Here is a 25,721-nt window from a genome sequence, read left to right as displayed (position 1 = left end):
GCCGGAGCGCCGTATGACCGACCCTGCCCCCCTCGGCCTCGCCTTCGTCGGCTGCTTCACCACCGAGCGGCGCCGGGCGCGCGGTCGGGGTATCGACATCTACCGGACCGGGGGCAGCCTGGAGGGCTGGGCGCATCTCGGCCGGGTCGAGGGCCTGACCAATCCGTCCTTCCTGATCGCGGATCCGGGACGCGCCGTGCTCTACACGGTGCAGGGCGACGGGGAGGCGGCGAGCGCCTTCGCGGCTGCGCCCGATGGGACCCTCCGGTCGCTCGGCAGCGCCGCGACAGGTGGCACCAACAGCGTGCATCAGGCCCTCGACGCGACCGGGCGCTTCCTGATCGTGGCCAACTACGCCAGCGGCTCCGTGGCCCTGCTGCCGGTGCGGCCCGACGGTGGCCTGGAACCGGCAAGCCACATCCTGCCGTTGCCGGGTGATCCGGGCCCGCACCGAACCGAGCAGGCCAGCGCCCACCCGCATCACGTCGTCCTGTCGCCGGACGGGCGGCACGTGCTCGTGCCCGACAAGGGTCTCGACCGGGTCTTCGTCCTGGCGGTCGACGGCGAGCGGCTGGCGATCGTGTCGGAGACCGCGATGCGGCCGGGCGCCGGGCCGCGCCACATCGCGTTCCACCCGCACGCGCCCCTCGCCTTCCTGGTCAACGAGCTGGATTCGAGCGTCGCGACCTGCCGCTGGGATGCCGAGGCCGGGACGCTGACGCCGCTGCACCTCGCCCCGACCCTGCCGCCGGACTTCTTCGGCGCCAGCACCGCCGCCGCCATCGTGGTCACGCCGGACGGGCGGTTCGTCTACGCGTCGAACCGCGGCCAGGACGGGATCGCGCGCTTCCGCGTGGACGAGGCCGGGCGGCTCGATCCCGCGGGCTGGACGCCCTCGGGCGGGCGCGACCCGCGCTTCATGGTGCTGGCGCCGGATGGCCGGCATCTCCTCGTCGCCAACGAGCAGGGCGACAGCCTCGTGGACTTCGCCATCGACGCTGATGGCGGGGATCTGACCCGAACGGGGTCTCGGCCGAGCCCCAGCCCCTGCACGATCGCGTTTTTGTAGGAGGTTCAAGCACCTATCCCGCTTTGCGATGGGGCACAGGCCTAACCGCTCCTCCCTCCCCCCTCTGCGGGGGAGGGTGGCCCCCGAAGGGGGTCGGGAGAGGGGAGCGACGGTGCAGGATGAGGCTGTAGCCTTCACGTCTGCTCCGTCCTTTCCTGAACCCGGGTTCCCCTCTCCCGACCCCTGCTGAGGCAGGGGCCACCCTCCCCCGCAGAGGGGGGAGGGAGAGACGCGGAGGCGCCGGCCTCGCTTCTGTGACGACCCGATAAGCAATCAGAAAACAAAAAATCAAAACCACTCCAGAGGAAACCCCATGTTCGCCAAGCGCTACAGGTTCCTGATCGCGTTCCTGCTGTTCCTAGCCGGGATCATCAACTACATGGACCGCGCCGCGCTCGGCGTGGCGGCGCCCTTCGTCAAGCAGGATCTCAACCTGTCGCCCTCGGAACTGGGGGTGATCTTCTCGACCTTCTTCTTCGGCTACGCCCTGTTCGCCTTCGTGGGCGGTCAGCTCGCCGACCGCTACGGACCGCGCAGCGTCTACAGCTGGGCCGCCGCCGCATGGTCGATCCTGTGCATGCTCACCGGGGCGGTCACCGGCTTCGCCCAGATGTTCGTGGTCCGCGCCCTGTTCGGCTTCGCCGAGGGGCCGATGAACTCCACCACGAACCGCACCCTCACCACGTGGTTTCCCCGCGAGGAGACCGCCCGGACCATCGGCTTCACCTTCTCGGGCCAGACGGTGGGCAGCGCGATCGCGGCCCCCGTGGTCGGCCTGCTGGCGATCCAGTACGGCTGGCGGGTCGCCTTCGTGGCGATCGGCGCGGTCGGCCTGCTCTGGGTGGTGGCGTGGCGCCTCCTGATGACCGACCGGCCGCAGGACAATCCCCGCGTCGGCCCGGACGAGATCGCCCTGATCGCACGCAGCCGGGCGGTGACGCACCTCGCGCCCTCCGACCATGCCCGCTCGCTCAAGGAATACCTGTTCCTGCCCAGCACCCTGTCGCTGGGGCTCGGCATGTTCGCGGTGAACTACACCCTCTACATCTTCCTCTCGTGGCTCCCGAGCTACCTCACCGACGCCCTGCACATGCCCGTGCAGCAGATGGCGCTCGTCGCCTCGATCCCCTGGGCCTGCGGCTTCGTCGGCTATGTCGGCGGCGGCATCGTCGCCGACCTTCTGTACAAGCGGATGGGCGACAAGCTCGCCGCCCGGAAGCTCACCACGATCGTGCCGCTCGCCATCGCCGGGCTCGCGCTGATCGCGGTCAACGCGGCGCCGAACGCGGCCGTGGCGGTCGCGCTGATCGCGCTGGCCGTGCTGATGCTGACGAGCTCCGTGCAATCCTGCTGGGCGACGATCCACGAGCTGGTGCCCGAGGCCCGGGTCGGCGGGGTGAGCGGGTTCATCCATCTCCTGAGTAACATCTCAGGGATCATCGGGCCGACCGCCACGGGCCTCGCCGTGCAGTATCTCGGCGGCTACGCCAGCGCCTTCGTGATCGCGGCCCTGATCGCGGCCGCGGGCGTCATCGCGATGGCGATCTTCGTCCGGCGGCCCCGCCTGCCCGAGGCAGCCGCCCCCCTCGACGCGGCCAAGGCCGTCTGACCCCGGAGCATCCATGAGCGCTGAGACCGTCCCGCAAAGACCCGTCCTGCTGACCGGCGCCTCCGGCGCCCTCGGACGCGTGCTGACCCGCGCGCTCGGGGAGGCCGGCTGGGCTCTGCGGCTGACCGACCGGGTCCCCTTCCCCGATCCGCTGCCGGAGGGCGCGCGCTTCCGGCTCGCCGACCTCGAGGACGGGCCCGCGATCCTACGGCTGGCGGAGGGCTGCGGCACGATCCTGCATTTCGGCGGGATCTCGGTGGAGCACCCGTTCGAGATGGTGATCGGCCCGAATATCCGCGGCCTCTACCATGCCTACGAGGCGGCCCGGCGGGAGGGGGCGCGGATGGTGTTCGCGTCGTCGAACCACGCCATCGGGTTCCATGAGCGGTCCGAGACGCTAGACGACGACTGCGCCCTGAAGCCGGACGGCTATTACGGCCTGTCCAAGGCCTACGGCGAGCTGATGGGCGGCCTGTACCGCGACAAGCATGGGGTCGAGAGCGTCTTCCTGCGGATCGGCTCGTGCTTCCCGGAGCCCACCGACGCCCGGATGCTGGCCACATGGCTGTCCTACGCCGACCTGACCCGCCTCGTGATGCGCGCGACCCTGGCGCCGAGCCTCGGCCCCGACGGGACGGCCGTGATCTGGGGCGCCTCGAAGAACAGCCGCATGACGTGGTGGGGCAAAGACGGCCGCGACACGATCGGCTGGGCGCCGCAGGACAGCGCCGATCCCTACGCTCAGGCGCTGGAGGGCAAGACGAGCGGCAACCCGGTGGTGGAGCGCTACCAGGGCGGCGGGTTCACGGGGCTCGATTACTCGCGCGGGGATCCGGGGAAATCCTGATCCGGACACGAAACGCGCCCACTCAAAGCTAATGGATCGATGGAACACGACATGCGCGACGATCACACCGCGACCCGCCTGAAATGCGCCCTGGTGGTGCGCGGCGCCTTCGACGCGCACGTCATCCCGGCCTTCGAGGCGGCGGGCGGCCGGGCGGCGATCCATTGGGCGCCGACAACCGTCATCATGAAGGCGCTGGAGGCCGGCGAGACCGCCGACGCGGTGCTGGTCCTGTCGGACGCCATGGAGCGCCTGATTGCGGCGGGCAGGGTCGAGCCGGAAACCCGCGTGGACGCGGTACGCTCGCGCTACGGAATCGCCGTGAAGGCGGGTGCACCACACCCGGACATCGTGACCGTGGAGGCGCTGAAGCGCACGCTGACGGCGGCACGCTCGGTCGCTTATTCGCGCACCGGCGCCAGCGGGATCTACTTCGCCGGCCTGCTGCCGCGGCTCGGCCTCGCCGAGGCGGTCAACGCCAAGGCCACCATCATCCCGCAGGGCTTCACGGCGGAGAAACTCGTCTCGGGCGAGGCCGATATCGCGGTCCAGCAGATCAGCGAGTTGATGGTGGTGCCGGGGATCGAGGTGGTCGGGCCCTTCCCCGAGCCGGTCCAGGAGGTGACGACCTTCGCGGCCGCCATCCTGCGGGGCGCGACCGACCGGGACGGCGCCGCGCGCTTCCTCGCCGGACTGACGACGCCCGAGGCCGCCGAGGCCTATCGGGCGAGCGGGCTGGAACCGGCCTTCTGACCGCCCGGGGCGATCCAAAGCGGCGATCCGCCGACGCGGCCGGCACCCGCACCGCAGCGCTGAGGCAATCCGGCGCGGGCCCGGCCCACCGCCTGCCGATCCGGGCTGGCGCGGCCACATCGACCGGGACGCGACCGCAAAAAAGTCCTTATGCTCGTGCTGTCCGGACGCCCAATCCCGTCCGACCGGATCGCGCCCTCCATGCTGAAGACCGCCTTCGTTGCCGCCCGCGACCGCCAGCGGCTCTCGGAGATCGCGACGATCCTGATCGGCTTCGGCGTCACCCGCGTCGTGGATCGGCTCGGCCTGCGCCACCTGCCCCTGCTGCCGCGCCGCCAGCCGCGGGTCGACGTCACCCGCCTGTCCGAGCCGGAGCGGCTGCGCCGGGCGATCGAGGCGCTGGGCCCCACCTTCATCAAGTTCGGGCAGGTCCTGGCGAGCCGCCCCGATCTCCTCTCGCCGGCCTGGACCGAGGAGCTGCAGAAGCTCCACAGCCAGGTCGTGCCGGTCTCCTGGGAGCAGATCGGGCCGCAGCTCGAACAGGATCTCGGCGCCCCGCCCCAGGAGGTCTTCGCCGAGTTCGACACGAGCCCGATCGCCTCGGCCTCGATCGCGCAGGTCTACCGGGCGCGGCTGCACTCGGGCGAGGACGTCATCGTCAAGGTGCTGCGGCCGAACCTGCGCAAGATCATCGAGGCGGATCTGCGCCTGATGGCGCACGGCGCCCGCATCGTCGAGAACGAGTGGCCCGACATGGCCCGCTATCAGCCGCGGGAGCAGATGCGCCACCTCGCCGACGGGCTGAACGGCGAGCTCGACCTGCTCAACGAGGCGCGCAACTGCGAGCTCCTGGCGCAGATCTTCGAGGACCGCGACGACATCGTCTTCCCGAAGATCCACTGGGAATACTGCTCCGAGCGGGTGCTGGTGCAGGATTTCATCCACGGCATCCCGCCGAACGACGACGCGGCGCTGCGCGCGGCCGGCCTCGACAAGAAGCTGCTCGCCCAGAAGGGCACCGACGCCTTCCTGCAGATGGCGCTGATCGAGGGCGTGTTCCACGCCGATCCGCACCCCGGCAACATGCTGGCGCTGCCGGGCAACAGAATCGGCTTCATCGATTTCGGCATCATCGGCCGCCTGTCGCAGCGCCGCCGGTCGCAGCTCCTCGTGCTGATCGGCGCGATGCTCAAGCAGGATGCGGACGGCCTGATGGCGGTGCTGCTCGACTGGACCGGCACCAGCAACCCGGACCTGACCCGCCTCCAGGTCTCGGCCCAGTCCTTCGTGGAGAGCCATTCCTCGATCCCGCTCAATCTCGGGCTGGTGCTCACCGACTTCATGAACATGGCCCGCGAGAACGACCTCGCCATGCCGACCGACCTCGCCATCCTGTTCAAGGGGCTGGTCACCGCCGACGGCGTGATGCGCCACCTCGATCCCGATTTCGACCTGTTCGCGGCGGCCGGCCCCACGGTGCGGGCCAGCATGCAGACGCAGTTCTCGCTCTCCGCCCTCAAGCAGAAGGCCGAGGCTTTGGGCGTCGGCCTCTACGGCGCGGCCTCGGAACTGCCGACCCTGATTCACCTGATGCTGGTGCGCCTGAAGCAGGGCCGCGTCACGGTCGAGATCGAGGTGAAGGGGCTCGACAAGGTCACCCGCGGCATCGAGCGCGCCGCCGCCCGGGTGGCGGTGGCCCTGGTGGTGGCGGCCTTCGCGACCCAGCTGGCGCCCCGCCTCATCGACCTCGGCACGCCGGTCTTCGTCTCGATCGGCTTGATTATCTTCGTGCTCGGGATCGGCTGGCTCGTTCTGCTGATGCGCAACAAATAGCTGTCTTCCTCGCAGAACAGGATCGCATCATAAGTTTTAGCCCGGCGGCGAATACAGGTTCCGATTGATTATCCCGACCGTCATGGTAGCCTGAGCCATCCAACGATTCGCAGGGCTGCGGACCGGGATTGGGCATCAGAAGCGGCGCAAGCCGCCGGTGCCCTCCGGCTCGATCCGGCGTCGCCGCGCCTGCGCCTCGGTGGACCTGCTGCGGTGCGCACGGGCGCGCCGCCGGGGTGACGAGGGGGCGGGCGATGGAAGCGGTCATCGTGTTGCCGCGGGTCGAGGGGGCGGAGCGGCGCCTCGATATGCTCGAGGCGGAGAATGCCCGTCTGCGCAACCTGCTGGCGCAGGCCAGCGCGCAGGCCGACCGGGAGCGGCAGCGCAGCCGCCGACTCGCCCGCATCATCGAGGCGGCGAGCCGCGTCGAGTCCGGCCGGGTCGCTGCCGAGCGACCGCTTGCCGCAGCACCGGAGAGCCGGGCGCCGCTCGCAGGCCTCAAGCCTTCCGCACAGCCACCGGCCTCCAACGACTATCTGGAACTGCTCGATTGCGAGGGATACCTGATCACCGCCTCGGCGGGTGGTCCGGCGCTGTCCGGCGTCCCGGACGAAGCGGAGGCGATCGGCCGCCCCTGGCTCGAGGTGTGGACCCGGCCGGAGGATCGCGAGGCCGCGTCGGCCGCCCTGGACCGGGCACGCCTCGGCCGGCCGAGCCGGTTCCAGGCGCAGATCGAGGCCGGCCAAGCGGTCCGGTGGTGGGACGTGGCCGTGACGCCGATCGGCGCGACGCCCGGCAGCCCCGAGCGCATCCTCACGGTCTCACGCGACATCACCGAGCTGAAGCTCGCGGAGGCGCATCAGACGCTGCTGATGCAGGAACTCGCGCACCGGATGAAGAACACGATCGCCATGGTTCAGGCGGTGGCGACCCAGACCATGCGCAACGCGGTCTCGCTGGAAGCCGCCGGCGAGGCGCTGGCGGCACGACTGCTGGCGCTGGCGAACGCGCACGATGTGCTGCTTCAGGGATCTTTCGCCCGGGCGTCCCTGCTCGGTCTGGTGGCGGGGGCGATCTCGCTGCACGATGACGGGATGACCGGTCGTTTCCGGGTCGAAGGCGCCGACCTGACCCTGGGACCGCGCCACGGCCTGACCCTGGCTCTCATGCTGCACGAACTCGGGACCAACGCGGCCAAGTACGGCGCGCTCTCGGCGGCCGGCGGCAAGGTCTGCATCACTTGGACGGTGATCGACGCGGAGGGCGGCCCGCGGCTGCGCTTCCGCTGGGAGGAGACCGGCGGTCCGCCGGTGAGCCCGCCGACCCGGAGCGGTTTCGGCACCCGCCTCATCGCCCGCAGCCTCGTCCACGGCTTCGGCGGCTCGGCGCTGCTGACCTATCCGCCGGAAGGGGCGGTGCTGACCTTCGAGGCGCCGCTGGAGGCGGTGATCGCGGGCTGATCTTTGCGGGGCATGACGGCGCCCAGATCCTGCAGGGCCAGGACCGTCTGATCGCGCAGCCTGCGCAGGGCGGCCAGGGGCTCCGTCAGGTCGAGTCCTGTCGTGGCGGCTTCCTCGACCGTGCGACAGGCCTGGGACAGGGCGTCGCAGCCGAGCATGCCCGACATCGACACGAGTGTGTGCGCCTCGCGCCCGTAATCGTCCGGGCTGCGGTCCCCCTCCTCGATCGCGCCAGCGAGACCGAGCAGGAACCGCTCGACGATGCCGGCCAGCTTCTCCGGACCGATCACCGCGCTGAGTTCGTCGAGCGTCTCTCGATTCACCAGCGCTTGGGACACGGTCCGTCTCCGTCAGGGCCCCGATGGCGATCCGAGGCCGGCGGCCGAGCGGCGCAATCTCACGATCGGGTTGACAGATCCGATGGCGCGCTGGTGTGTCAACTTTTCGACGCAGTCAGCAGTCGCGGCCACCAAGTTCAAGAGTCCGGTGGGCATCTCACCGTGTCGAGCCGTTTTCCGGCGGCGAAAAGCTGGCTGCGTCCACTATGACGACGAAAAGTTGTATTCCTTTCAAGGACGAACTTTGAACGTGTATCGCCTCCGTTCCTCGGCCGAGTGGTCCGGCAGGCTGCCGATGCTTGGAGCCGCGCCGGATCGCGTTGCAAGCGCGCGCGGCTCTAAGCCTTTGTCGCAGCGCGCTCTCCGCCGAACCGGCCTCCACTTCGGCGGAGAGCCCTCTCGGAACCGGTTACGACAAGGGGCGAAGGTCCGGGGAGCCTGCGCCGTGTTCGACCGAGCGCCGCCGTGACGGCCTACAGCCTGCGCGCCCGGCTCCTCGCCCTGTGGATCCTGCTGCTCGCCTCGGCGATCGCGACCGCCTACCTGATGTTCGGCGTCTACACCCAGTCGACCGGCGTCCAGGTGGCCCGGACGGACATCACGGTGGGGCGGGCCTGCCGCGAGATCATCGACCGGTACGCCGCCCTGGTCGGCCTGCGGGAGGCTGCCGGCGAAGCCGATCTCGCCACGGTCGTCGAAGCCGCGCTCGCCGGGGTTCCGGGTGTCGAGGGCGGCATCTGGAGCGCCAAGGCCGGGTCGATCGCCTATGCCTATCCCACCTACGAGGGCACGGGTCCGAAGACCGATCTTCCGGCCGCCGAGCGCGATACCATCGCCGCCGTGAATGCCCAGGCGCTCCGGGCCGGACACGCCGTCTCGCTCAACCGGCCGAGCCGCACGCAGGTGCTCCTGCTCCAGGCCTGCCCCCTGCGCGGGCCGGAGCCCGGACTGACGGCGTGGACCATGGGGCGCGCCCACGTCAATGACGGCCCCACTTACACGCGCTTCGTGGCGGGGCTCGGGTTCCTGGCCGCCACGGTGCTGGGCTCGGCGGCCTTTCTCGGATGGTTCCTCTATGGCTTCTCCGACCGGATCGCCCGGCTGGAGCGCGCCCTCTCGGCGCCGCGGCCGGACGGCGAGGACCTGCCGCGCCTCGACCCCACGGGCGAGCGGGAATTCGACCGCCTGGTCGATGCCCTCAATGCGGCGGGCGGACGGCTGCGGGAGGCGCGCGGCCGCGTCGTGGCCGCCGAGCGCCTGGCCGCTGTGGGCCGCCTCGCGGCGAGCATCGCCCACGAGATCCGCAATCCGATCGCCGCGATGCGGCTGAAGGCCGAGAACGCCCTGGTCAGCGGCGATCCGGACCGCGCGACCTCGGCCCTGCGCACGGTGCTCGGCCAGATCGCGCGGGTCGACACGCTGTTGCGCGACCTGCTCAACCTGACGCAGGCGCGCCCGCTCACCCGGACGCCGACCGCAGTCGCGCCGCTGCTCGGGGCGTGCACCGGCCTGCACGAGGATCTCGCGGGTACCCGCGCGGTGCAGGTCGTGATCGCCGCCGACGGACTGCCTGAGCATGACCATCCGCATATCGACCGGGCTCAGGTCGCGCGCGCCCTGGACAACCTGCTGCTGAACGCCCTCCAGAGCACGCCGCCCGGCGGCCGCGTCTGCCTCGCCGCCGAGCGGGTCACGGTCGATGGCGCCGTCCGCCTGCGGCTGCGGGTCGGCGACACCGGCCCCGGTGTCGATCCGGCGATCCGCGACAACCTGTTCGAGCCCTTCGCCACCGGCCGCGCGGACGGGACCGGGCTTGGGCTCGCGATCGTGCGCGAGATCGCGCTGGCCCATCGCGGCGAGGTCAGGCTGGACGAGACCGCGCCGGAGACCACCTTCCTGCTGGATCTGCCATGGCAACCATCCTGATCGTCGATGACGACCCGGCCCTGCGCGAGGGGCTTGCCGAGACGGTGGCCGACCTCGGGCACAATCCGCTTTCGGCGGCCTCCGGCACCGAGGCGCTGGTGCGGCTGCAGGACAGCGAGGTTTCGGCGGTGCTCCTCGACCTGCGCATGCCCGGCGACCTCGACGGCATGGCGACGCTGGAACGGATCTGCGCCCTGCCGGACCGGCCGCCCGTGACCGTGCTGACCGCCTTCGCGAGCCCGGCCAACACCATCGAGGCGATGCGCCTCGGCGCGCACGACCACCTCACCAAGCCGATCGGCCGGGCCGACCTCGCCGCCGCCCTCGACGGGATGCTCAAGGCCGTCCGCTCGGAGGGCGCCGTCCCGGATGCCCCGGCCGGCCATCCGGGCCTCATCGGCTCCAGCGAAGGCATGCGCCGGGTCCAGAAGACGATCGGCCTCGTGGCCGATACCGCCGCCACGGTGCTGATCCAGGGCGAGACCGGCACCGGCAAGGAGGAGGTGGCCCGCGCGCTCCATGCCTTCTCCCGGCGGCGTGCGCGCCCCTTCGTCCCGGTGAACTGCGCGGCGATCCCGGGAGACCTGCTGGAGAGCGAGCTGTTCGGGCATGTCCGGGGAGCGTTCGGCGGGGCGGCGGCGGACCGCGCCGGCGCCTTCCACCGGGCCGAAGGCGGGACGCTGTTCCTGGACGAGATCGGCGATATGCCGGCCGCCATGCAGGCCAAGATCCTGCGGGTCATCCAGGATTGCGTGGTGACGCCTCTGGGCGGCAGCCCGGCGCGGGTCGATGTCCGCCTCCTGGCCGCAACCCACCGCGACCTCCCGGCGCTCGTGGCCGAGGGGCGGTTCCGCGCCGATCTCTACTATCGCCTCAACGTGGTGCCGATCGCCCTGCCGCCCCTGCGCGAGCGCCTCGCCGACATCGTCCCGCTGGCCGAACATTTTCTGGCCCGATCGGGCAAGCGCCTCGATCGGGGCGCGGCCTCCCGGCTGCTGGCCCACGACTGGCCCGGCAACGTCCGCGAGCTGCGCAACGTCGTCGAGCGCGCGGCGGTCCTGGTCCGCTGCGGCGTGATCGCGGCCGGGGATCTCGACCTGCCGTCGGACCGGCCTGACCGGCGGAGCGGGGACGCCCCCGCGACGGATTGGCTGTCCGGCGACCTGCCGAGCGCCGTCGCCCGCCTGGAGCGCGCCATGATCGTAGCCGCCCTGCGCGAGACCGACGGCAACCGCGCCGGCGCCGCCCGCCGCCTCGGGATCCAGCGCCAGCTGCTCTACGCCAAGATCGAGCGCTACGGCCTCGGCACACCGGGCGCCGATCTGTCGCCTGATCCAACAGCCGATGTCGGGAATCCTGACGCTATCCAGGTCCTCGACCCCGATTGACCCTTCGCCCGCGCGGGAATCGTGCACAGCGCAGGTGCGATCCTCTTTCTGAAGGAACCGGAGATCGGTGCAGGCGTCGAGCACCGCGAGCGACGGGCCGTCCGGATTCCGGCGGTCCTGTCCGTTTGATCGGGGCGGATCGGGATGAGCACCAACAGGATGGGCGCGACGGGCGCCGATGCGGGGACCCGCACCCCCTCGACCAAGGCCCTGCGCGGCCTCGATGCCCTCAACTTCTTCCTGGCCGACGTGCGCGACGGGCTCGGCCCCTACCTTGCCATCTACCTCATCGCCGTGCGCGGGCCGGACCAGGGCTGGAACGAGGCGACCACGGGCCTCGTCATGACCATCGCGGGCATCCTCGGCCTCGTGGCGCAGACGCCGGCCGGGGCCTTCATCGACGCCACCAACCACAAGCGCGCCGTGGTGATCGGCGGCGCCATCGCGGTGACGGCGAGCTGCCTGGTCCTGCCGTTCATCTCGAACTTCTATGTCGTGACCGCGACCCAATCGATCGCGCATGTCGCCGGCACGATCTTCCCGCCGGCATTGGCCGCCATCACCCTCGGCCTCGTCGGCCCGAAGATGTTCGCCAAGCGGATCGGCCGGAACGAAGGTTTCAACCACGCCGGCAACGCGGTCTCGGCCGCGGTCGCGGGCGGCCTCGCCTATTTCTTCGGGCCGATCGTGGTGTTCTGGCTCATGGGCATCCTGGCGGCCTGCTCCATCGGCGCCATGCTGATGGTGCCGGCCGACGCCATCGACGACGACCTCGCCCGGGGCATGACCGAGGAGGAGGAAGCCGCGCAGGAGAAACCCTCCGGCCTCGCCACCCTGCTGCAGAACAAGGCGCTGCTGCTCTTCGCGGTGCTCTGCGCGATCTTCCACCTCGCCAACGCCGCGATGCTGACCTCGGTGGGCCAGCTCCTCACGCACCTGTCGGGCAAGGATCACGCGACCTCGCTGATCGCCGTCTGTATCGTGGCGGCGCAATGCGTGATGGTGCCGGTGGCGATCTTCGTGGGCGCCAAGGCCGATGTGATCGGCCGGAAGCCGATCTTCCTGGCGGCCTTCGGCGTGCTCGCCCTGCGCGGGGTGCTCTACACCCTGTCGAACAACCCGTTCTGGCTGGTCGGCGTGCAGCTCCTCGACGGCATCGGCGCGGGTATCTACGGCGCGTTATTCCCGATCGTGGTGTCCGATCTGACCCGCGGCGGCGGACGCTTCAACGCCGCCCAGGGCGCGGTCGCCACCGCGCAGGGGATCGGCGCCTCGCTCAGCGCCACGCTGGCCGGCGTGATCATCGTGTCGGCCGGCTATTCCACGGCCTTCCTGGCGCTCGCCGCCATCGCGGCCCTGGGGTTCGCGCTCTACCTCACGCTCATGCCCGAGACCCGCGGGGGCGCCGCCGCCGGCAGCGAGCCCGAGAGCGGCGGCACGCTCCCGCCGGCCGTTCCCGCGAGCGCCTGACGAAGGAGAGGAGCGCGCGCTCCGCTCGCAAGGACGTCGCCCCAGCAGCCGGCGCTCCGTGAATCACGACGCGGCGGCGAGCTCCGGCGCAATCTCGACCGGCTGCGTCGCCTCGGGCGGCGCCTTGCGCGAGACGTAATACAGATCGACGGCGCGCCAGAACGCGCCCTGCTCTTCCGGCGAGCGGCGGGCGAGCGAGCCTTCGAGGATGGCCATGGCGGCCCGTGCGGGCTCGCTCCGCTCAAGTTCCTCCAGCAGGCTGGCGAGATGCAGCATGGGGCTTACCTCCGATCGGACGGCAACCGATCCTAACGCTCGAGCTTGCGTAACGATCCAGGCCCGTGTGCACCGCGGCGGCCCGCACGATCCTTGCCTGACCGATCCGCGCGGCTACCATCGCCGCGTCGAGCCCGACTCGCCAACCTCATCCCAGTTCGAGGATCACCGCATGTTTGTCTGCCGAAGCGGCGCGGCCCTGTCCCTGCGCGGAGCGGCCTTCGCGCTGGCCCTGACCAGCCTCTGCGGAGCGAGCCCGCTACTCGCCCGCGAGATGCCGGAGGCCGGAGCGGCGACGGAGGCCCGGAAGCCGAACGTGGTGATCCTCGCCACCGGCGGCACGATCGCGGGCGCGGGCGCGGACGCCGCCAACAGCGCCACCTACACCGCCGCCAAGGTGCCGGTGGACAAGCTGATCGCGGCCGTGCCGCAGATCAGCACCATCGCCAACGTGCGCGGCGAGCAGGTCTTCCAGATCGCCTCCGAGAGCTTCACCGACGCCCAGCTCGTCCAGCTCGGCAAGCGCGTCTCGCAGCTCCTGAAGCAGGACGACGTCGACGGCGTGGTCGTCACCCACGGCACCGACACGCTGGAGGAGACCGCCTTCTTCCTCGACCTCGTGGTGAAGAGCGACAAGCCGATCGTGGTGGTCGGCTCGATGCGGCCCGGCACGGCGATCTCGGCCGACGGCGCCCTCAACCTGCTCGACGCCGTGACGGTGGCGGGCAGCAAGGAGGCGATCGGCAAGGGCGTCACCGTGACGATGAACGACACCATCCAGTGCGGCCGCGACGTGAACAAGCGGACCAACGTCGTGCCGAGCGCCTTCTACAGCCAGTGGGGGCCGCTCGGCATGGTGGTCGAGGGCAAGACCTACTTCTTCCGCAGCTTGGCGAAGCGCCACAACACGACATCCGAGTTCGACATCGACACGATCGACAGCCTGCCGCTCGTCGGCATCGTCTACGGCTCGGGCAACATGATCCCGGGCGTCTACGACGCGGAGGTCCAGGCGGGCGCCAAGGCGATCGTCAATGCCGGCACCGGCAACGGCTCGGTGGCGGGCTACCTCGTCGACAAGCTCAAGGACATCCGCTCCAAGGGCACGATCGTGATCCGCTCCTCGCGCGTGCCGGACGGGCTGGTCCTGCGCAATGCCGAGCAGCCGGACGACAAGTACGACTGGGTTGTGGCGCACGATCTCAACCCCGCCAAGGCCAAGATCCTGGCCGCGGTGGCGCTCACCAAGACGAGCGACACCAAGGAGTTGCAGCGCATCTTCTGGGAGTATTGAGACGATCCGAGGCGAAAAGCCTCTGCTGGAGACGTGAGGCGCCGGCACCGCGGGTCTCCCTCCCCCTCTGCGGGGGAGGGAGAGTCCGCGCCGCGGCCGGGTTACATCCCGCAGCACACAGCTTAAGTACCGGCAACCGACATGGCCCTGGCGCCGAGCCGAATCGCGGCCTCGACCCGGCCCGTCGGCACCGAGCCTGGAGGAATCAGCATGACCGAGCTTCATCCCGAGGTCGCGGCGGTCACCGAGCGCGTGGTGGCGCGCTCCCGCGAGACCCGGCGTGCCTATCTCGACCTGATTGCCCGCGAGCGCGAGGCGGGGGTCCGGCGCGGCAAGCTTGCCTGCGGCAACCTCGCCCACGGCTTCGCGGCCGCCGGCGAGGACAAGGTGGCGATCCGCGACGAGCGGACCACGATGAACATCGGCATCGTGACCGCCTATAACGACATGCTCTCGGCCCATCAGCCCTACGGGCGCTACCCGGAGCAGATCAAGCTGTTCGCCCGGGAGCGCGGCGCCACCGCGCAGGTCGCGGGCGGGACGCCGGCCATGTGCGATGGGGTCACGCAAGGGCAGAGCGGCATGGAGCTGTCGCTGTTCTCCCGCGACACGATCGCGCTCTCGACCGCGGTGGCGCTCAGCCACGGCATGTTCGACGGCGCGGCTTTGCTCGGCATCTGCGACAAGATCGTGCCCGGCCTGCTGATCGGGGCGCTCCGCTTCGGCCATCTGCCGACGATCCTGATCCCGGCAGGCCCGATGCCCTCGGGGCTCGCCAACAAGGAGAAGCAGCGGATCCGCCAGCTCTACGCCGAGGGCAAGGTCGGCCGCGCGGAGCTGCTCGAATCCGAATCCGCCTCCTACCACTCCGCCGGGACCTGCACCTTCTACGGCACCGCCAACTCCAATCAGATGATGATGGACATGATGGGCCTGCACATGCCGGGCGCGTCCTTCATCAATCCCGGCACGAAGCTGCGGCAGGCCGTGACCCGGGCGGCGATCCACCGGCTCACCGAGATCGGCGGCGCCGGCAACGATTACCGGCCGCTCGGCCTCTGCGTCGACGAGAAGGCGGTCGTGAACGCGGCGGTCGGCCTGCTGGCCACGGGGGGATCGACCAACCACGCGATCCACCTGCCGGCGATCGCCCGCGCCGCCGGCATCGTGATCGACTGGGAGGATATCGACCGGCTCTCCAGCGCCGTACCGCTGATCGCCCGGGTCTACCCGAACGGCTCCGGCGACGTGAACCACTTCCACGCCGCGGGCGGGATGAGCTTCGTGATGAGCGCGCTGCTCGATGCCGGCCTGTTGCACGACGACATCCTCACCGTTGCGGGCCAGTCCCTGCGCGATCACGCCCGCGACCCGAAGCTCGACGGCGAGGAGCTGGTCTTCGAGGACGCCGTGGCGGAAAGCCTCGACGACGCGATGCTGCGGCGTCCCGACAACCCGTTCCAGCCGGATGGCGGCATGCGGCTGGTGAAGGGCAATCTCGGCCGGGCGACGTTCAAGACCAGCGCCGTCGAGGAGCAGCGCCGGACCATCGAGGCGCCGGCCCGGGTGTTCTCCGATCAGGACGAGGTGCTGAAGGCGTTCAAGGCCGGCGAGCTGGAGCGGGACGTCGTGGTGGTGGTCCGGTTCCAGGGGCCGAAGGCCAACGGCATGCCGGAGCTGCACAAGCTCACCCCGCCCCTCGGCGTGCTCCAGGACCGCGGCCACAAGGTCGCCCTCGTGACGGACGGCCGGATGTCGGGCGCCTCCGGCAAGGTCCCGGCCGCCATCCATCTGAGCCCCGAGGCTTTGGGCGGCGGGCCGATCGGGCGGATCCGCGACGGCGATATCGTCCGGCTCAGCGCCGCCGAGGGTCTGCTGGAGGTGCTGGTGGACGAGGCCGAACTCGCCGCCCGCCCCGAAGCCGAAGCTCCGCCACCCAGTCTGGGCACCGGGCGCGAGCTGTTCGCGTTCATGCGCCAGGGGGCCGACACGGCGGAGCGCGGCGCCTCCGCCATGCTCGCGGCCGCCGGCCTCTGAAACCGTACAGGAGTTGCCGATCATGAACGATCTGACCAGCATCGACGCGCTGATGCGCTCCGTGCCCGTCATTCCGGTCCTGGTGATCGACGACGTGGCCCAGGCGCGGCCCATCGCCGAGGCCCTGGTGAAGGGCGGGTTGACCGCCCTGGAGGTCACCCTGCGGACACCCGCCGCCCTCGACGTGATCCGGGAGATGACCCGGGTGGAGGGCGCGGTGGTGGGCGCCGGGACGGTGCTCAACCCCCGCGATCTGGAGAATGCCCTGGCGGCGGGGGCCGAATTCATCGTTTCCCCCGGCCTGACGGAGCCGCTGACCGACGCCGCCAAGGCCAACGGCGTGCCCTACCTGCCGGGCGTCGCCACCGCGGCCGACCTCATGCGCGGGCTCGATTACGGGCTCGACCGGTTCAAGTTCTTCCCGGCGGAGGCCGCGGGCGGCATCAAGGCGCTGAAGGCGCATGCGGCGGTGTTCGGCGCGGCGCGGTTCTGCCCGACCGGCGGAATCACCGAGGCGACGGCACCGGACTGGCTGGCGCTCCCGTCGGTGCTCTGCGTCGGCGGCAGCTGGGTTGTGAAGCCCGGTGCGCCCGATCCGGCGGCGATCGAGCAGGCGGCGCGGGCGGCTGCGGCGCTGCGGAAGGCGGCGTAACGCAGAACCAGCCGTGCGGGCTCCCTCCCCCACCGCGGGGGAGGGAGAGAGCGGAGAGGGCCTGCCTCACTCCGCCGGCAACGGCTGCCGCTGCTCCCGCGGGGTGAACACGCCACCCTCCGGTTCCAGCGTGATGCGCCGGTCATGGAACGCGTCGAGCGTCGAGCGGTGGCCGATCGATACGATCGTGGTCCCGGGCAGCCGCTCGCGCAGGGTCCGGTAGAGCGCCGCCTCCGACGGCTCGTCGAGGGAGGCCGTCGCCTCGTCGAGGAACAGCCATTCGGGCTTGGCCAGCAGCACCCGGGCGATGGCGAGCCGCTGCTGCTCGCCCCCTGACAGACGCCGCTCCCAGGTGTCGACCTCATCCAGCCGGTCGGCGAGGTGCGGGAGCTGGGCGGCGACCAGGGCGTCCCTGACGGCCTCGTCGGAGAACTGATCCGTGGTGTTCGGGTAGACCACGGCGCCGCGCAGGGTGCCCAGCGGAATGTAGGGCCGCTGCGGCAGCAGCAGCGCCGATTGTCCGGCCGGCACGTCCACCCGACCCTTGCCGAACGGCCAGATCCCGGCGATCGCCCGGAACAGCGTCGACTTGCCCGAGCCCGACGGTCCGGTGACCAGGGTCGCGGCACCCCGCGGCAGGGTCAGCGCGTCGGCGGTCACGATCGAGCGCCCGTCCGGCAGGGCGAGGACGAGGCCGCGGGCGGTCACGTCGCCCGCGCTATCGTTGCCCTGGACGAGCCCGTAACCCGCCGCCTCCAGCGCCTCGGCCTTGGTCATGGCCCGGCGGAAGGAGCCGAGGCGGTTGGTGTTGGCCTTGTAGGCGGCGAGCGTCGTGTAGGAATCGACGAAGAACGAGAGCGAACTCTGCACCTGCCCGAAGGCCTGTGAGGTCTGCTGCAGGGCGCCGAGCGTGATCTTCTTGGCGAAGAAGGACGGCGCGGCCAGCACCATCGGGAAGATCACGCTCGCCTGACGGTAGCTGAACGTGAAGGCGATCAGCTTGATGCGCCGGAAAATGATGCCGACGTAGTTGTCGATGACGCTGTGGAACAGCGTCGAGAGCCGCGAGGCCTCGGCCCGCTCGCCGCGCAGCAGGGCGATCTGCTCGGAATAGATGCGGTTGCGGGCCAGCGCGAAGCGGAAATTTGCCTCGACCTGCTCCTGCCGGAAATCGAGCCCGATGAGCGGCCGGCCGATCAGATGGGTGAGCCACGTGCCCACCACGGCGTAGCCGATTACCAGCCAGACGAGGAAGCCCGGGATCACCGCGTCGGTGAACGGCACGACGAAGTCCCGCGACAGGGTCCAGAGGATCACGATGAACGAGACGAGCTGCGCCGCCTGGCTCAGCAGCCGGATCGACAGGGTCGTGGTCTGCACGATGAAGCTGTTGACGTCGGCCTGGATCCGCTGATCCGGGTTGTCGGCCTCCTCGTCGGTGAACGGGATCCGGTAATGGGTGCCGTTGCCGAGCCAGCGCTCGTAGAGGCTGTGGGTCAGCCACGTGCGCCAGCGGATCAGCAGCGAGGAATCCACGAACAGGTCGAACATGCCGATGGCGATGTTCAGCGTGGCCAGCGGCACGAACACCCAGAGCAGTTGATACCAGAAGGCGTTCGCGTCGTATTCCTGCAGGGCGTTGTAGATGTCGCGATAGAAGAAGTTGAACCGCAGGGTCAGGGCGACGTCGGCGAAGTTCACGAAGATCGAGAGCGCCACGAGGTTACGGCCGATCCGACCCTCGGTCGTCCCGAACCAGCGGAACAGGCCGATCTCCTTGGTCGGCTTGTCGCGGTTGGCGAAGTAGGGGTCGGCGATGTTGGTGATCGCCCGGATCGGCTCGAGATAGGAGATGCCGAGCACGATGGCGGCGAACACCACCGCGCCGGTGGCGGCGAAGGCCGGGGGCAGAAGGGCCGCGATCACCGGAGGCAGAAGGCCCATGGCGGCGGCGGTCTTCGAGCCGGCGAGCAGCAGGTAGCCGACGCCGTAGACCGAGACGAACACCTTCAGGTAGGCCGAGATGCCGTTCGACGCAACCAGGATGGCCGCCAGGGCGAAGCCGGCGAGCGAGACGTAGAGCGGCGGGCTCGGAATGCCCGGCATGGCCAGCAGGATCAGCGCGGCCACGGCCGTGAGCACGGCCTGGATCCCGAGCCCCGTCCTGAGTGCTGCCACGCGTCTCTCCCGTCCCACCGCGCCCGGCTGGGGCGCAACCCGGCGGCCTTGGCCCCGGTCGATGGCGAGATAGTGGCCTTTGCCCCACGCTGTCGTGTGAAATTCTCGTCACGTTCTCGGGATCCGGCGATTCAGGCCGGTTGCCCGCTCACCAATTCCATTCCTCGAAGCCCGGCTCGCGGCAATGATAGCCGATCGGGCATTGCGGATTGTCCCGCGTGGGCGCGAACCGCAACTCGGCGATCTCCGAGCCGCTGCACTGGCCGGGGCCGCTGACGAAGCGCTCCGGCGCCGACCCGGCCGCGATCACGACGTCCCGCTCGCCTTTGACCAGCGCCATCGCCTCGGCGCAGGTCATGCGGGCGGTCATCGAGCCGCGCGGCGCGCGGGTTTGGGCAAGCGCCTCCGCCCCGGTCGCGACGGCGACGAGGTGGATGCACAGCAAGGCGAGGGCCAGCGGCCTCATCAGACACGGGTCCAGCATGCGCCCAGGACGAAAGTCCGCAGACATCGTACTATCCTGCACGGGCCGGCGGCCCGAGACTGTCACCAGAATGTGCCACCAACCGGCTTTCGCCGTCGGACCGCCGCAATCGGCGGATTATGAGATTTCCGGACCGCCGCGATGGGTTGCACCATGACGGCCGGGGGCCAGCGGCCCGAGCCGGCCCATCCCACCGACTGGACCTCCGGCACGCGCGTCCGGTGTGTCGGCCGATTCGCACTGGACCCAAGGGATCCACCGATGTCCGCCCTCTCGATCCTCGACATTTCCGCGGTGCGCGCCGCGCCCGTCACCCGGGAGCCCTACGCCTATACGCTGGGCAGCAACGTCCTGAATCCCGACGCGATCGACGCGATCCGCCGCGACTTCCCGGACATTGCCAAGCCCGGCTACCTCACGGTCGACGAGGTCGCCCTCAAGGGCCGATTCAAGGCGCTGATCGACGAGTTGGAGAGCGACGAATTCTCGAGGATCCTGGGCGAGAAGTTCGGGATCGACCTCGTCTCCTGCCCGCGGCTCACAACCATCATGCGGAAGAGCCAGCCGAAATACGGCTCGATCCACACGGACGGGCCGTCGAAGGTTCTGACGCTCCTCGTCTACATGAACGACGCCTGGGATGCCCCGGCCGCCGGCCGCCTGCGGGTGCTCTACGACGGGAAGAACTACGAGCCCTTCGCGGTCGAGGTGCCGCCCACCATGGGAACGATGTTCGCGTTCCTGCGCGCCGACAATTCCTGGCACGGCCACGAGCCGTTCGAGGGCGAGCGGCGCGTGGTCCAGGTCGCTTGGCTCAAGGATGCGTCCGAGCTGGAGCGCAAGCGCAAGCGCAACCGCACGGCACAGTTCCTGAAAGGGATTTTCGGTCGCTGAGCGGACGCGAGGGGGGACACGATGGGGGCAGTGGTGCTGGCCGATCCGGGCGGCGGAACGCGTTCGGAGCCCAGGCGCCGCTTCGTCCTGCCGGCCTTGCTGATCGCCGGCTGGATCGGGCTGTTCGCCTACAGCGCCGCCTACCTGACGGAGGACCTCCCGTTCCGGCCCCAGCGGCCCGAAGCGGCCGCGCCGGCTGAGACGGCAACCGGGCCGCGGGCCGTGGCGAGCCGGGTCGTGACGCTCGATTCACCCAGCGCCGTCGCGCCACCGGCGCCTTCCCGGGCGGCACCGGCTGCCCAGCTGCCAGCGCCGGCTCCCCTGCCGCGGCCGGCTCCGGCACCGGTGAGCGCCGAGTATGTCGGCGTCTGGGGGCCGACGCCCGGGGCTTGCGGGCATCGCTCGCGGCGGCGGGGCTACATCCCGGCGACGATCACGCAGGATCAGGCGCGCGCCGGCCGCACGGTGTGCACCTTCCACGACATGCGCCGGTCCGGGGGCGCCTGGGTGACCTCGGCCGAGTGCAGCGACCGCGGACGGCACTGGTCGTCGCAGGTCCGGCTGACGGTGGACGACGATCACCTGACCTGGTCGAGCACCCGGGGAACCGTGACGTATACCCGCTGCGGCCGGCGCAGCGGGTAGCGCTCGCCGCCCGGCGCACGGCCTATCCGGACGGCCGCTCGGCCGCGCGCAGCACGATCCGCGCGGCAGCCCGGCTCGGCGTCTGCGCATCGGCGAGCCGCATCCGGTCGTCGATCCGGGCGAGCGCCGCGCATTGCGTCACGCGCGCGGCGCCCCCCGCCAGCAGCGGCGCCAGGGCCTCGGCGAGATGGCCGGGCGTGCAATCGGCCTGGACGAATTCCGGCATGGCGTTCTCGGCCAGGATCAGGTTCGGCAGCACGATGGTCGGCACCTGAATGAGCCGGCGGGCGATGACCTCCTCGGCTCGCGAGACCTTGTAGGCGACCACCATGGGAACGCCCGCCAGCGCGAGTTCCAGCGTGACCGTGCCCGAGGCCGCGAGCGCCGCCCGGGCGCGCCGGAACGCGGCATATTTCGGCGCCTCGCCGGTGACGATCCGGACCGGAACAGGCCAAGCCGCCGCAAGGCGCTCGATCAGGGCCCGGTGGCGCGTCACCGCCGGCAGCACCGCCTCGACGGGATGCGCGCGCGCCACGAGCGCCAGGGCTTGCCCGAAGACCGGCATCAGGCGCTCGATCTCGGAGCGGCGGGAGCCCGGTAGGATGACGAGGCTGTAGGGCGCCGCATCACGGCGCAGACGCTCCGGACCGGACGGGCGCAGATCGGCCAAGCGCTCGATCAGCGGATGCCCGACATAGGTGCAGGGTGGGCCCCCGAGCCGCCGATGGGCGTCGGGCTCGAAGGGCAGCAGCGCCATCACGTGGTCGATGAAGGCGCGCATGCCCTTCGCGCGCCAGGGGCGCCACGCCCAGACGCTCGGCGAGACATAGTCGATAATCGGGATGCCGGGGGCAGCCTTGCGGACCCGCTTCGCCACCGCATGGGTGAAGCCGGGGCTGTCGATGATGACCAGCACGTCCGGTCGGGCGCGCACCGCCGCCTCGGCGGTCTCGCGGATGCGGCGCAGCAGCGTGCGGGCGCGGGCGAGCACCGGCAGGTAGCCCATCACCGCCACGTCATCGAGGGGGAACAGGGAGGCGAACCCCGCCTCCGCCATGGCCTCGCCGCCGACGCCGCCGAAGGCCACGTCCGGGGCCGCCTCGCGCAGCGCCCGCATCAGCTTGGCGCCGAGCTGGTCGCCGGAATCCTCGCCCGCCACGAGCCAGATGGTGCGGGGTCGGGTCATCGCGGCGCGGTCCCGGAGCCGACGACGAACAGGCCGAGGCGGTCGGCCTCCGCAGCGGTGGCATCGCGGTCGATCACCAATGTGCCCCCGGCTTCGAGCGCGAGGCCGACGCAGCCGGCCCGGGCGGCGTTGCGCACCGTGCGCGGACCGATCGCCGGCAGGTCGATGCGCCGGTCCTGTCCGACCTTGGGCGCCTTGACCAGCACGGTCGCGGGGAGCGCCCGACCCCATCCGAACGGACGACGCCCGAGGGCACGCGCCCGGGCGAGCATCCGGTCGGTCCCCTCCGGTCCCTCGACGGCGAGCACCCGGTCACCGGCGACGACCACGGCCTGCCCGAGATCGTAGGGCGAGAGGGCCTTCAGCACGCCCCGCCCGGCGGCGATCGAGGCGGCCGCGTCCGGATCGGGCCGCCGGCGCCCGATCGGTCCCTCGGGACACAGAAGGTCCGGCGCCGCCTCGTGGACGCCGAGGATGCGGTGCCCCTCCTCCTCGACGAGCGCCAGCGCGGCACGCAGGAGGCGGTCATCGCCCCCGCCCGCGATGGCCCGCAGAGCCTCGCGGTTGCGCAGGGCGGCGCCGGCATTGAGAATCGCGGCTAGGCTCGGCCGGGAGACGCCGCCGGCCGGCACCACGGTGGCCGGACCCCACCGGCGCAGCAGCTTCAAGGTGGCGGCGAGGTCGAGGAGATCGACCGTGGCGTCGGCGCTGGCCCGCAGGGTCTGCCCCGTGAATCCGCGCAGGGCGATCACCCGGAAGGGCCGGCGAGCCCGGCGCAGGGACTCGGCGACCAGTTCCGGCAGCCGCCCGGCCCCGGCGATCAGCACCAGGGCGCATTCGGGTGCGGGGTCGGCCTTCGCCTTCACGGGGATCGGTCAGGCGGCGCCGATCGGAGTCGGAATCTCGCGCGGCGTGCAGATCGAGCGCTTGCCGCCGACGCGGATGAAGTCGAGGATCTCGCGCACCGCGGCGTGGGACTCGAAGGTCGCGGCCACGTCCTCGACCCGCTCCATCAGCGTGCCCTCGGGCGCGAAGAGCAGGCGGTAGGCCCGCCGGAGGGCGTGGATGTCTTCCCGGGCAAAGCCGCGCCGCTGGAGGCCGATGATGTTGAGGCCGGAGAGGGTGGCGCGGTTGCCGAGTACCATCCCGTAGGGGATGCAGTCATTCTCCAGTCCGGAGAGGCCGCCCACGAAGGCGTGCGCCCCGACCCGGGCGAACTGGATGACGGCGGCGCCGCCCCCGAGGATCGCGTAATCCCCCACGGAGCAATGGCCCGCCAGCATCACGTTGTTGGAGAAGATCACGTGCGCGCCCACCCGGCAATCGTGGCCGACATGGGAGTTCGCCAGGAAGGTGCAGTGATCGCCCACCACGGTCTCCAGGCCGCCGCCGGCGGTTCCCGGATTCATGGTGACGCCCTCGCGGATCAGGCAATCGGTGCCGATCGTGAGGGTCGAGGGCTCGCCCCGGTATTTCAGATCCTGCGGCGGGTGGCCGATCGACGCGAAGGGGAAGATCCGGGTTCGGGCGCCGAGCGTGGTACGGCCCGCGACGACGACGTGGCTGACGAGTTCGCAATCGGATCCGATCACCACCTCGGACCCGATATGGCAGAAGGGGCCGATCCGCGCCCCGTCGCCGATCTGAGCGCCGGGCTCAATTACGGCGCTCGCGTGGATGAACGGCGCGCTCACTCCGTCACCAGCATGGCGCCGATCTCGGCCTCGGCCACCAGCGTGCCATCGACCCGGGCCTCGCCGCGGAACCACCACATGGTCCGGCGGTGATTGATCTTCTTCATATGGAAACGCACTTGGTCGCCCGGCGTGACCGGCTTACGGAACTTGCACTTGTCGATGGTCATGAAGAACACCTGCTTGGTGCGCAGCTCGTCGGTCCGGATGTGGCGACAGCAGATCGCGCCGGCCGTCTGAGCCATGCCCTCGATCAGGAGCACGCCCGGGAAGACCGGAAGCCCGGGGAAATGCCCCATGAATTGCGGCTCGTTGGCCGTGACGTTCTTGATGCCGACGCAGGATTCGTCCCGGTCGATCTCGACGATCCGATCCACCATGAGGAACGGATAGCGGTGTGGCAGCAGCTCCAGCAGGGTCTGGATATCGGCTGTGCCCAGCTCTCCGCCGGTCTCGCGCGCCGCCTCACTCATCGGATCCCGCACCTCGACTTGCCGCCAGCGGCGGCCTGACATGCCGCCGCCTCTGGCGGAGGGAGCGCCCTCTTCGGCAGAAATCGCCGGAAGCGCAAGACCTTCCGGATCGCGGGGCGAGCCGGGTGACCGGAAAGCCGCAGCCCGATTCAGGCCTCGTCGTCCGCCGGGCCCCTGCCCGAACGCTCGGCGAGGCGGGCCAGGGTCGTGAGTTCGCGGAACCAGGCACGCACCGGCTTGGCGGGCGTTCCACCCCAGCGGCTGCCCGGCGGCACGTCACGGTTCACATTCGACGAGCCGGCGATCTGCGCACCGCGACCGATGCGCAGATGCCCGACGACGCCGACCTGACCGCCGAGGACGACGTAATCCTCCAGCGTGGTCGAGCCCGAGATGCCGACGCCCGACACGATCACACAATGGCGCCCGATCACGACGTTGTGGGCAATCTGCACGAGGTTGTCGATCTTGGTCCCCTCCCCGATCACCGTATCGCGCGAGGCGCCCCGGTCGATCGTGGTGTTGGCGCCGATCTCCACGTCGTCCTGGACGATCACGCGGCCGATCTGCGGCACCTTGAGATGGGTGGCGCCCATGGCGAAGCCGAATCCGTCCTGGCCGAGCCGCGCGCCGGGATGGAGGATCACGCGGTTTCCCAGGAGCGCGTGGCTGAGCGTGGCGCCGGCGCCGATGGCGCAGTCACGCCCGATGCGCACGCCGGGGCCGATCACCGCGTTCGGGCCGATCACCGTGCCGGTTCCGATTTCGGCGCCCGGGCCGATGACCGCGCCCGGATCGACCGTGACGGCGTCTTCGAGCCGCGCCTCCGGATGGATGTGGGCGCCCGGGGCGATCCCGCGGACGCCGAACTGTGTCCCCGGTCGGAGCGCATCGGGATGCAGGCGCCCGAGCAGCGCGGCGTAGGCGCGGTAGGGATCCCGGGTGACGAGGGCGACGGTGCCGGATGGGCAACGGGCCGCGAAGCGCGGCGAGACGAGGCAGGCCCCCGCACGCGTCGCCGCCAGGGCGTCGCCGTAGCGGGCGTTATCCATGTAGGCGAGGTGCGCGGGCCCGGCCCCCTCCAGGGGCGCGGCACCGACGAGCCGGGCGTCCGGATCGGCGCCTTCAGGCAGGCTGGCCCCGGCGGCGGCCGCGATCTCCGCGAGGGTCAGGCTGGCCGCGGCGGCGAAGAAGATGGGATCTGACATGCTTGAT

General features: G+C 70.8%; 23 protein-coding genes. 14 read left to right on the top strand and 9 right to left on the bottom strand.

Going from position 1 to position 25,721, the window contains the following annotated elements:
* Window positions 1-13: 13 nt before the first annotated feature.
* The 6 genes from FVE89_RS09685 (at window position 14) to FVE89_RS09660 (ending at window position 7,571) form a co-directional block, all read left to right on the top strand.
* Window positions 14-1,069 carry a lactonase family protein gene (locus FVE89_RS09685; protein WP_160533809.1) on the top strand — a complete coding sequence of 352 codons (1,056 nt, stop codon included), beginning with the start codon at window positions 14-16 and terminating at the stop codon, window positions 1,067-1,069.
* Between the two features lie 313 nt (window positions 1,070-1,382).
* Window positions 1,383-2,678: an MFS transporter gene (locus tag FVE89_RS09680; protein ID WP_160533808.1), complete on the top strand. Its 1,296-nt coding sequence runs from the start codon at window positions 1,383-1,385 to the stop codon at window positions 2,676-2,678.
* A 13-nt stretch (window positions 2,679-2,691) separates the two neighbouring features.
* The gene (locus FVE89_RS09675) at window positions 2,692-3,525 is read left to right on the top strand and encodes an NAD(P)-dependent oxidoreductase (protein ID WP_160533807.1); all 834 of its coding nucleotides are present in this window, start codon (window positions 2,692-2,694) and stop codon (window positions 3,523-3,525) included.
* 51 nt (window positions 3,526-3,576) lie between these two features.
* Window positions 3,577-4,278: a substrate-binding domain-containing protein gene (locus tag FVE89_RS09670; RefSeq protein ID WP_160533806.1), complete on the top strand. Its 702-nt coding sequence runs from the start codon at window positions 3,577-3,579 to the stop codon at window positions 4,276-4,278.
* Window positions 4,279-4,479: 201 nt separating this feature from the next.
* Window positions 4,480-6,111, top strand: coding sequence for an AarF/UbiB family protein (locus tag FVE89_RS09665; RefSeq protein ID WP_160533805.1), 1,632 nt, complete (start codon window positions 4,480-4,482; stop codon window positions 6,109-6,111).
* Window positions 6,112-6,365: 254 nt separating this feature from the next.
* Entirely contained in the window at window positions 6,366-7,571 is a 1,206-nt protein-coding gene (locus FVE89_RS09660; protein ID WP_160533804.1) for an HWE histidine kinase domain-containing protein, read from the top strand.
* Here the strand turns inward: FVE89_RS09660 and FVE89_RS09655 are convergent.
* Window positions 7,508-7,909 carry an Hpt domain-containing protein gene (locus FVE89_RS09655; RefSeq protein ID WP_160533803.1) on the bottom strand — a complete coding sequence of 134 codons (402 nt, stop codon included), beginning with the start codon at window positions 7,907-7,909 and terminating at the stop codon, window positions 7,508-7,510. The two genes, FVE89_RS09660 and FVE89_RS09655, sit on opposite strands and share 64 nt — an antisense overlap.
* Window positions 7,910-8,374: 465 nt before the next feature.
* On the opposite strand from FVE89_RS09655, the gene FVE89_RS09650 reads away from it, so the two are divergent.
* The 3 genes from FVE89_RS09650 (at window position 8,375) to FVE89_RS09640 (ending at window position 12,693) form a co-directional block, all read left to right on the top strand.
* A complete protein-coding gene (locus tag FVE89_RS09650) occupies window positions 8,375-9,835 on the top strand; it encodes an ATP-binding protein (protein ID WP_160533802.1) in 1,461 nt (486 codons plus the stop codon).
* A complete protein-coding gene (locus FVE89_RS09645; protein WP_160533801.1) occupies window positions 9,820-11,223 on the top strand; it encodes a sigma-54 dependent transcriptional regulator in 1,404 nt (467 codons plus the stop codon). The genes FVE89_RS09650 and FVE89_RS09645 overlap by 16 nt, the downstream gene beginning before the upstream one ends.
* A 144-nt stretch (window positions 11,224-11,367) precedes the next feature.
* A complete protein-coding gene (locus tag FVE89_RS09640; RefSeq protein ID WP_160533800.1) occupies window positions 11,368-12,693 on the top strand; it encodes an MFS transporter in 1,326 nt (441 codons plus the stop codon).
* Window positions 12,694-12,756: 63 nt separating this feature from the next.
* On the opposite strand, the gene FVE89_RS09635 is transcribed toward FVE89_RS09640, so the two are convergent.
* Complete coding sequence (locus FVE89_RS09635; RefSeq protein ID WP_160533799.1) at window positions 12,757-12,969, bottom strand: hypothetical protein; 213 nt, start codon at window positions 12,967-12,969, stop codon at window positions 12,757-12,759.
* A 172-nt stretch (window positions 12,970-13,141) separates the two neighbouring features.
* On the opposite strand from FVE89_RS09635, the gene FVE89_RS09630 reads away from it, so the two are divergent.
* The 3 genes from FVE89_RS09630 to eda all read left to right on the top strand — a co-directional run bounded on the left by FVE89_RS09630 (window position 13,142) and on the right by eda (window position 16,952).
* Entirely contained in the window at window positions 13,142-14,263 is a 1,122-nt protein-coding gene (locus tag FVE89_RS09630; RefSeq protein WP_160533798.1) for an asparaginase, read from the top strand.
* 210 nt (window positions 14,264-14,473) lie between these two features.
* Window positions 14,474-16,300 (top strand): phosphogluconate dehydratase, encoded by a 1,827-nt coding sequence (gene edd, locus FVE89_RS09625; protein ID WP_160533797.1) that lies wholly within the window; start codon window positions 14,474-14,476, stop codon window positions 16,298-16,300.
* Window positions 16,301-16,322: 22 nt separating this feature from the next.
* Window positions 16,323-16,952: a bifunctional 4-hydroxy-2-oxoglutarate aldolase/2-dehydro-3-deoxy-phosphogluconate aldolase gene (gene eda / locus FVE89_RS09620; protein WP_202130690.1), complete on the top strand. Its 630-nt coding sequence runs from the start codon at window positions 16,323-16,325 to the stop codon at window positions 16,950-16,952.
* Window positions 16,953-17,018: 66 nt separating this feature from the next.
* Here eda and FVE89_RS09615 read toward each other — a convergent pair whose 3' ends face one another.
* Together FVE89_RS09615 and FVE89_RS09610 are read right to left on the bottom strand one after the other, a co-directional pair.
* A complete protein-coding gene (locus tag FVE89_RS09615) occupies window positions 17,019-19,130 on the bottom strand; it encodes an ABC transporter ATP-binding protein/permease (RefSeq protein ID WP_160533796.1) in 2,112 nt (703 codons plus the stop codon).
* A 148-nt stretch (window positions 19,131-19,278) separates the two neighbouring features.
* Window positions 19,279-19,596, bottom strand: coding sequence for a hypothetical protein (locus tag FVE89_RS09610; protein WP_160533795.1), 318 nt, complete (start codon window positions 19,594-19,596; stop codon window positions 19,279-19,281).
* A gap of 279 nt (window positions 19,597-19,875) precedes the next feature.
* On the opposite strand from FVE89_RS09610, the gene FVE89_RS09605 reads away from it, so the two are divergent.
* Entirely contained in the window at window positions 19,876-20,508 is a 633-nt protein-coding gene (locus tag FVE89_RS09605) for a 2OG-Fe(II) oxygenase (protein ID WP_160533794.1), read from the top strand.
* 21 nt (window positions 20,509-20,529) lie between these two features.
* On the top strand, window positions 20,530-21,153 hold the full coding sequence (locus FVE89_RS09600) for a peptidase inhibitor family I36 protein (RefSeq protein ID WP_160533793.1): 624 nt from the start codon (window positions 20,530-20,532) through the stop codon (window positions 21,151-21,153).
* A 22-nt stretch (window positions 21,154-21,175) separates the two neighbouring features.
* Here the strand turns inward: FVE89_RS09600 and lpxB are convergent, their stop codons facing one another.
* The 5 genes from lpxB to lpxD all read right to left on the bottom strand — a co-directional run bounded on the left by lpxB (window position 21,176) and on the right by lpxD (window position 25,714).
* Window positions 21,176-22,339: a lipid-A-disaccharide synthase gene (gene lpxB / locus FVE89_RS09595; protein WP_160533792.1), complete on the bottom strand. Its 1,164-nt coding sequence runs from the start codon at window positions 22,337-22,339 to the stop codon at window positions 21,176-21,178.
* Window positions 22,336-23,205: a UDP-2,3-diacylglucosamine diphosphatase LpxI gene (gene lpxI, locus FVE89_RS09590; protein ID WP_160533791.1), complete on the bottom strand. Its 870-nt coding sequence runs from the start codon at window positions 23,203-23,205 to the stop codon at window positions 22,336-22,338. The genes lpxB and lpxI overlap by 4 nt, the downstream gene beginning before the upstream one ends.
* A gap of 9 nt (window positions 23,206-23,214) precedes the next feature.
* The gene (gene lpxA, locus FVE89_RS09585; protein WP_160533790.1) at window positions 23,215-24,033 is read right to left on the bottom strand and encodes an acyl-ACP--UDP-N-acetylglucosamine O-acyltransferase; all 819 of its coding nucleotides are present in this window, start codon (window positions 24,031-24,033) and stop codon (window positions 23,215-23,217) included.
* Entirely contained in the window at window positions 24,030-24,506 is a 477-nt protein-coding gene (fabZ, locus tag FVE89_RS09580) for a 3-hydroxyacyl-ACP dehydratase FabZ (protein WP_160533888.1), read from the bottom strand. Before fabZ ends, lpxA begins: the two co-directional genes overlap by 4 nt.
* Before the next feature lie 149 nt (window positions 24,507-24,655).
* On the bottom strand, window positions 24,656-25,714 hold the full coding sequence (lpxD, locus tag FVE89_RS09575; RefSeq protein ID WP_160533789.1) for a UDP-3-O-(3-hydroxymyristoyl)glucosamine N-acyltransferase: 1,059 nt from the start codon (window positions 25,712-25,714) through the stop codon (window positions 24,656-24,658).
* Between the last annotated feature and the right edge of the window lie 7 nt (window positions 25,715-25,721).

This window comes from Methylobacterium sp. 2A, assembly GCF_009806555.1.
Classification (GTDB): Bacteria; Pseudomonadota; Alphaproteobacteria; order Rhizobiales; family Beijerinckiaceae; genus Methylobacterium.
This window is presented reverse-complemented; position numbering and strand designations above follow the sequence as displayed.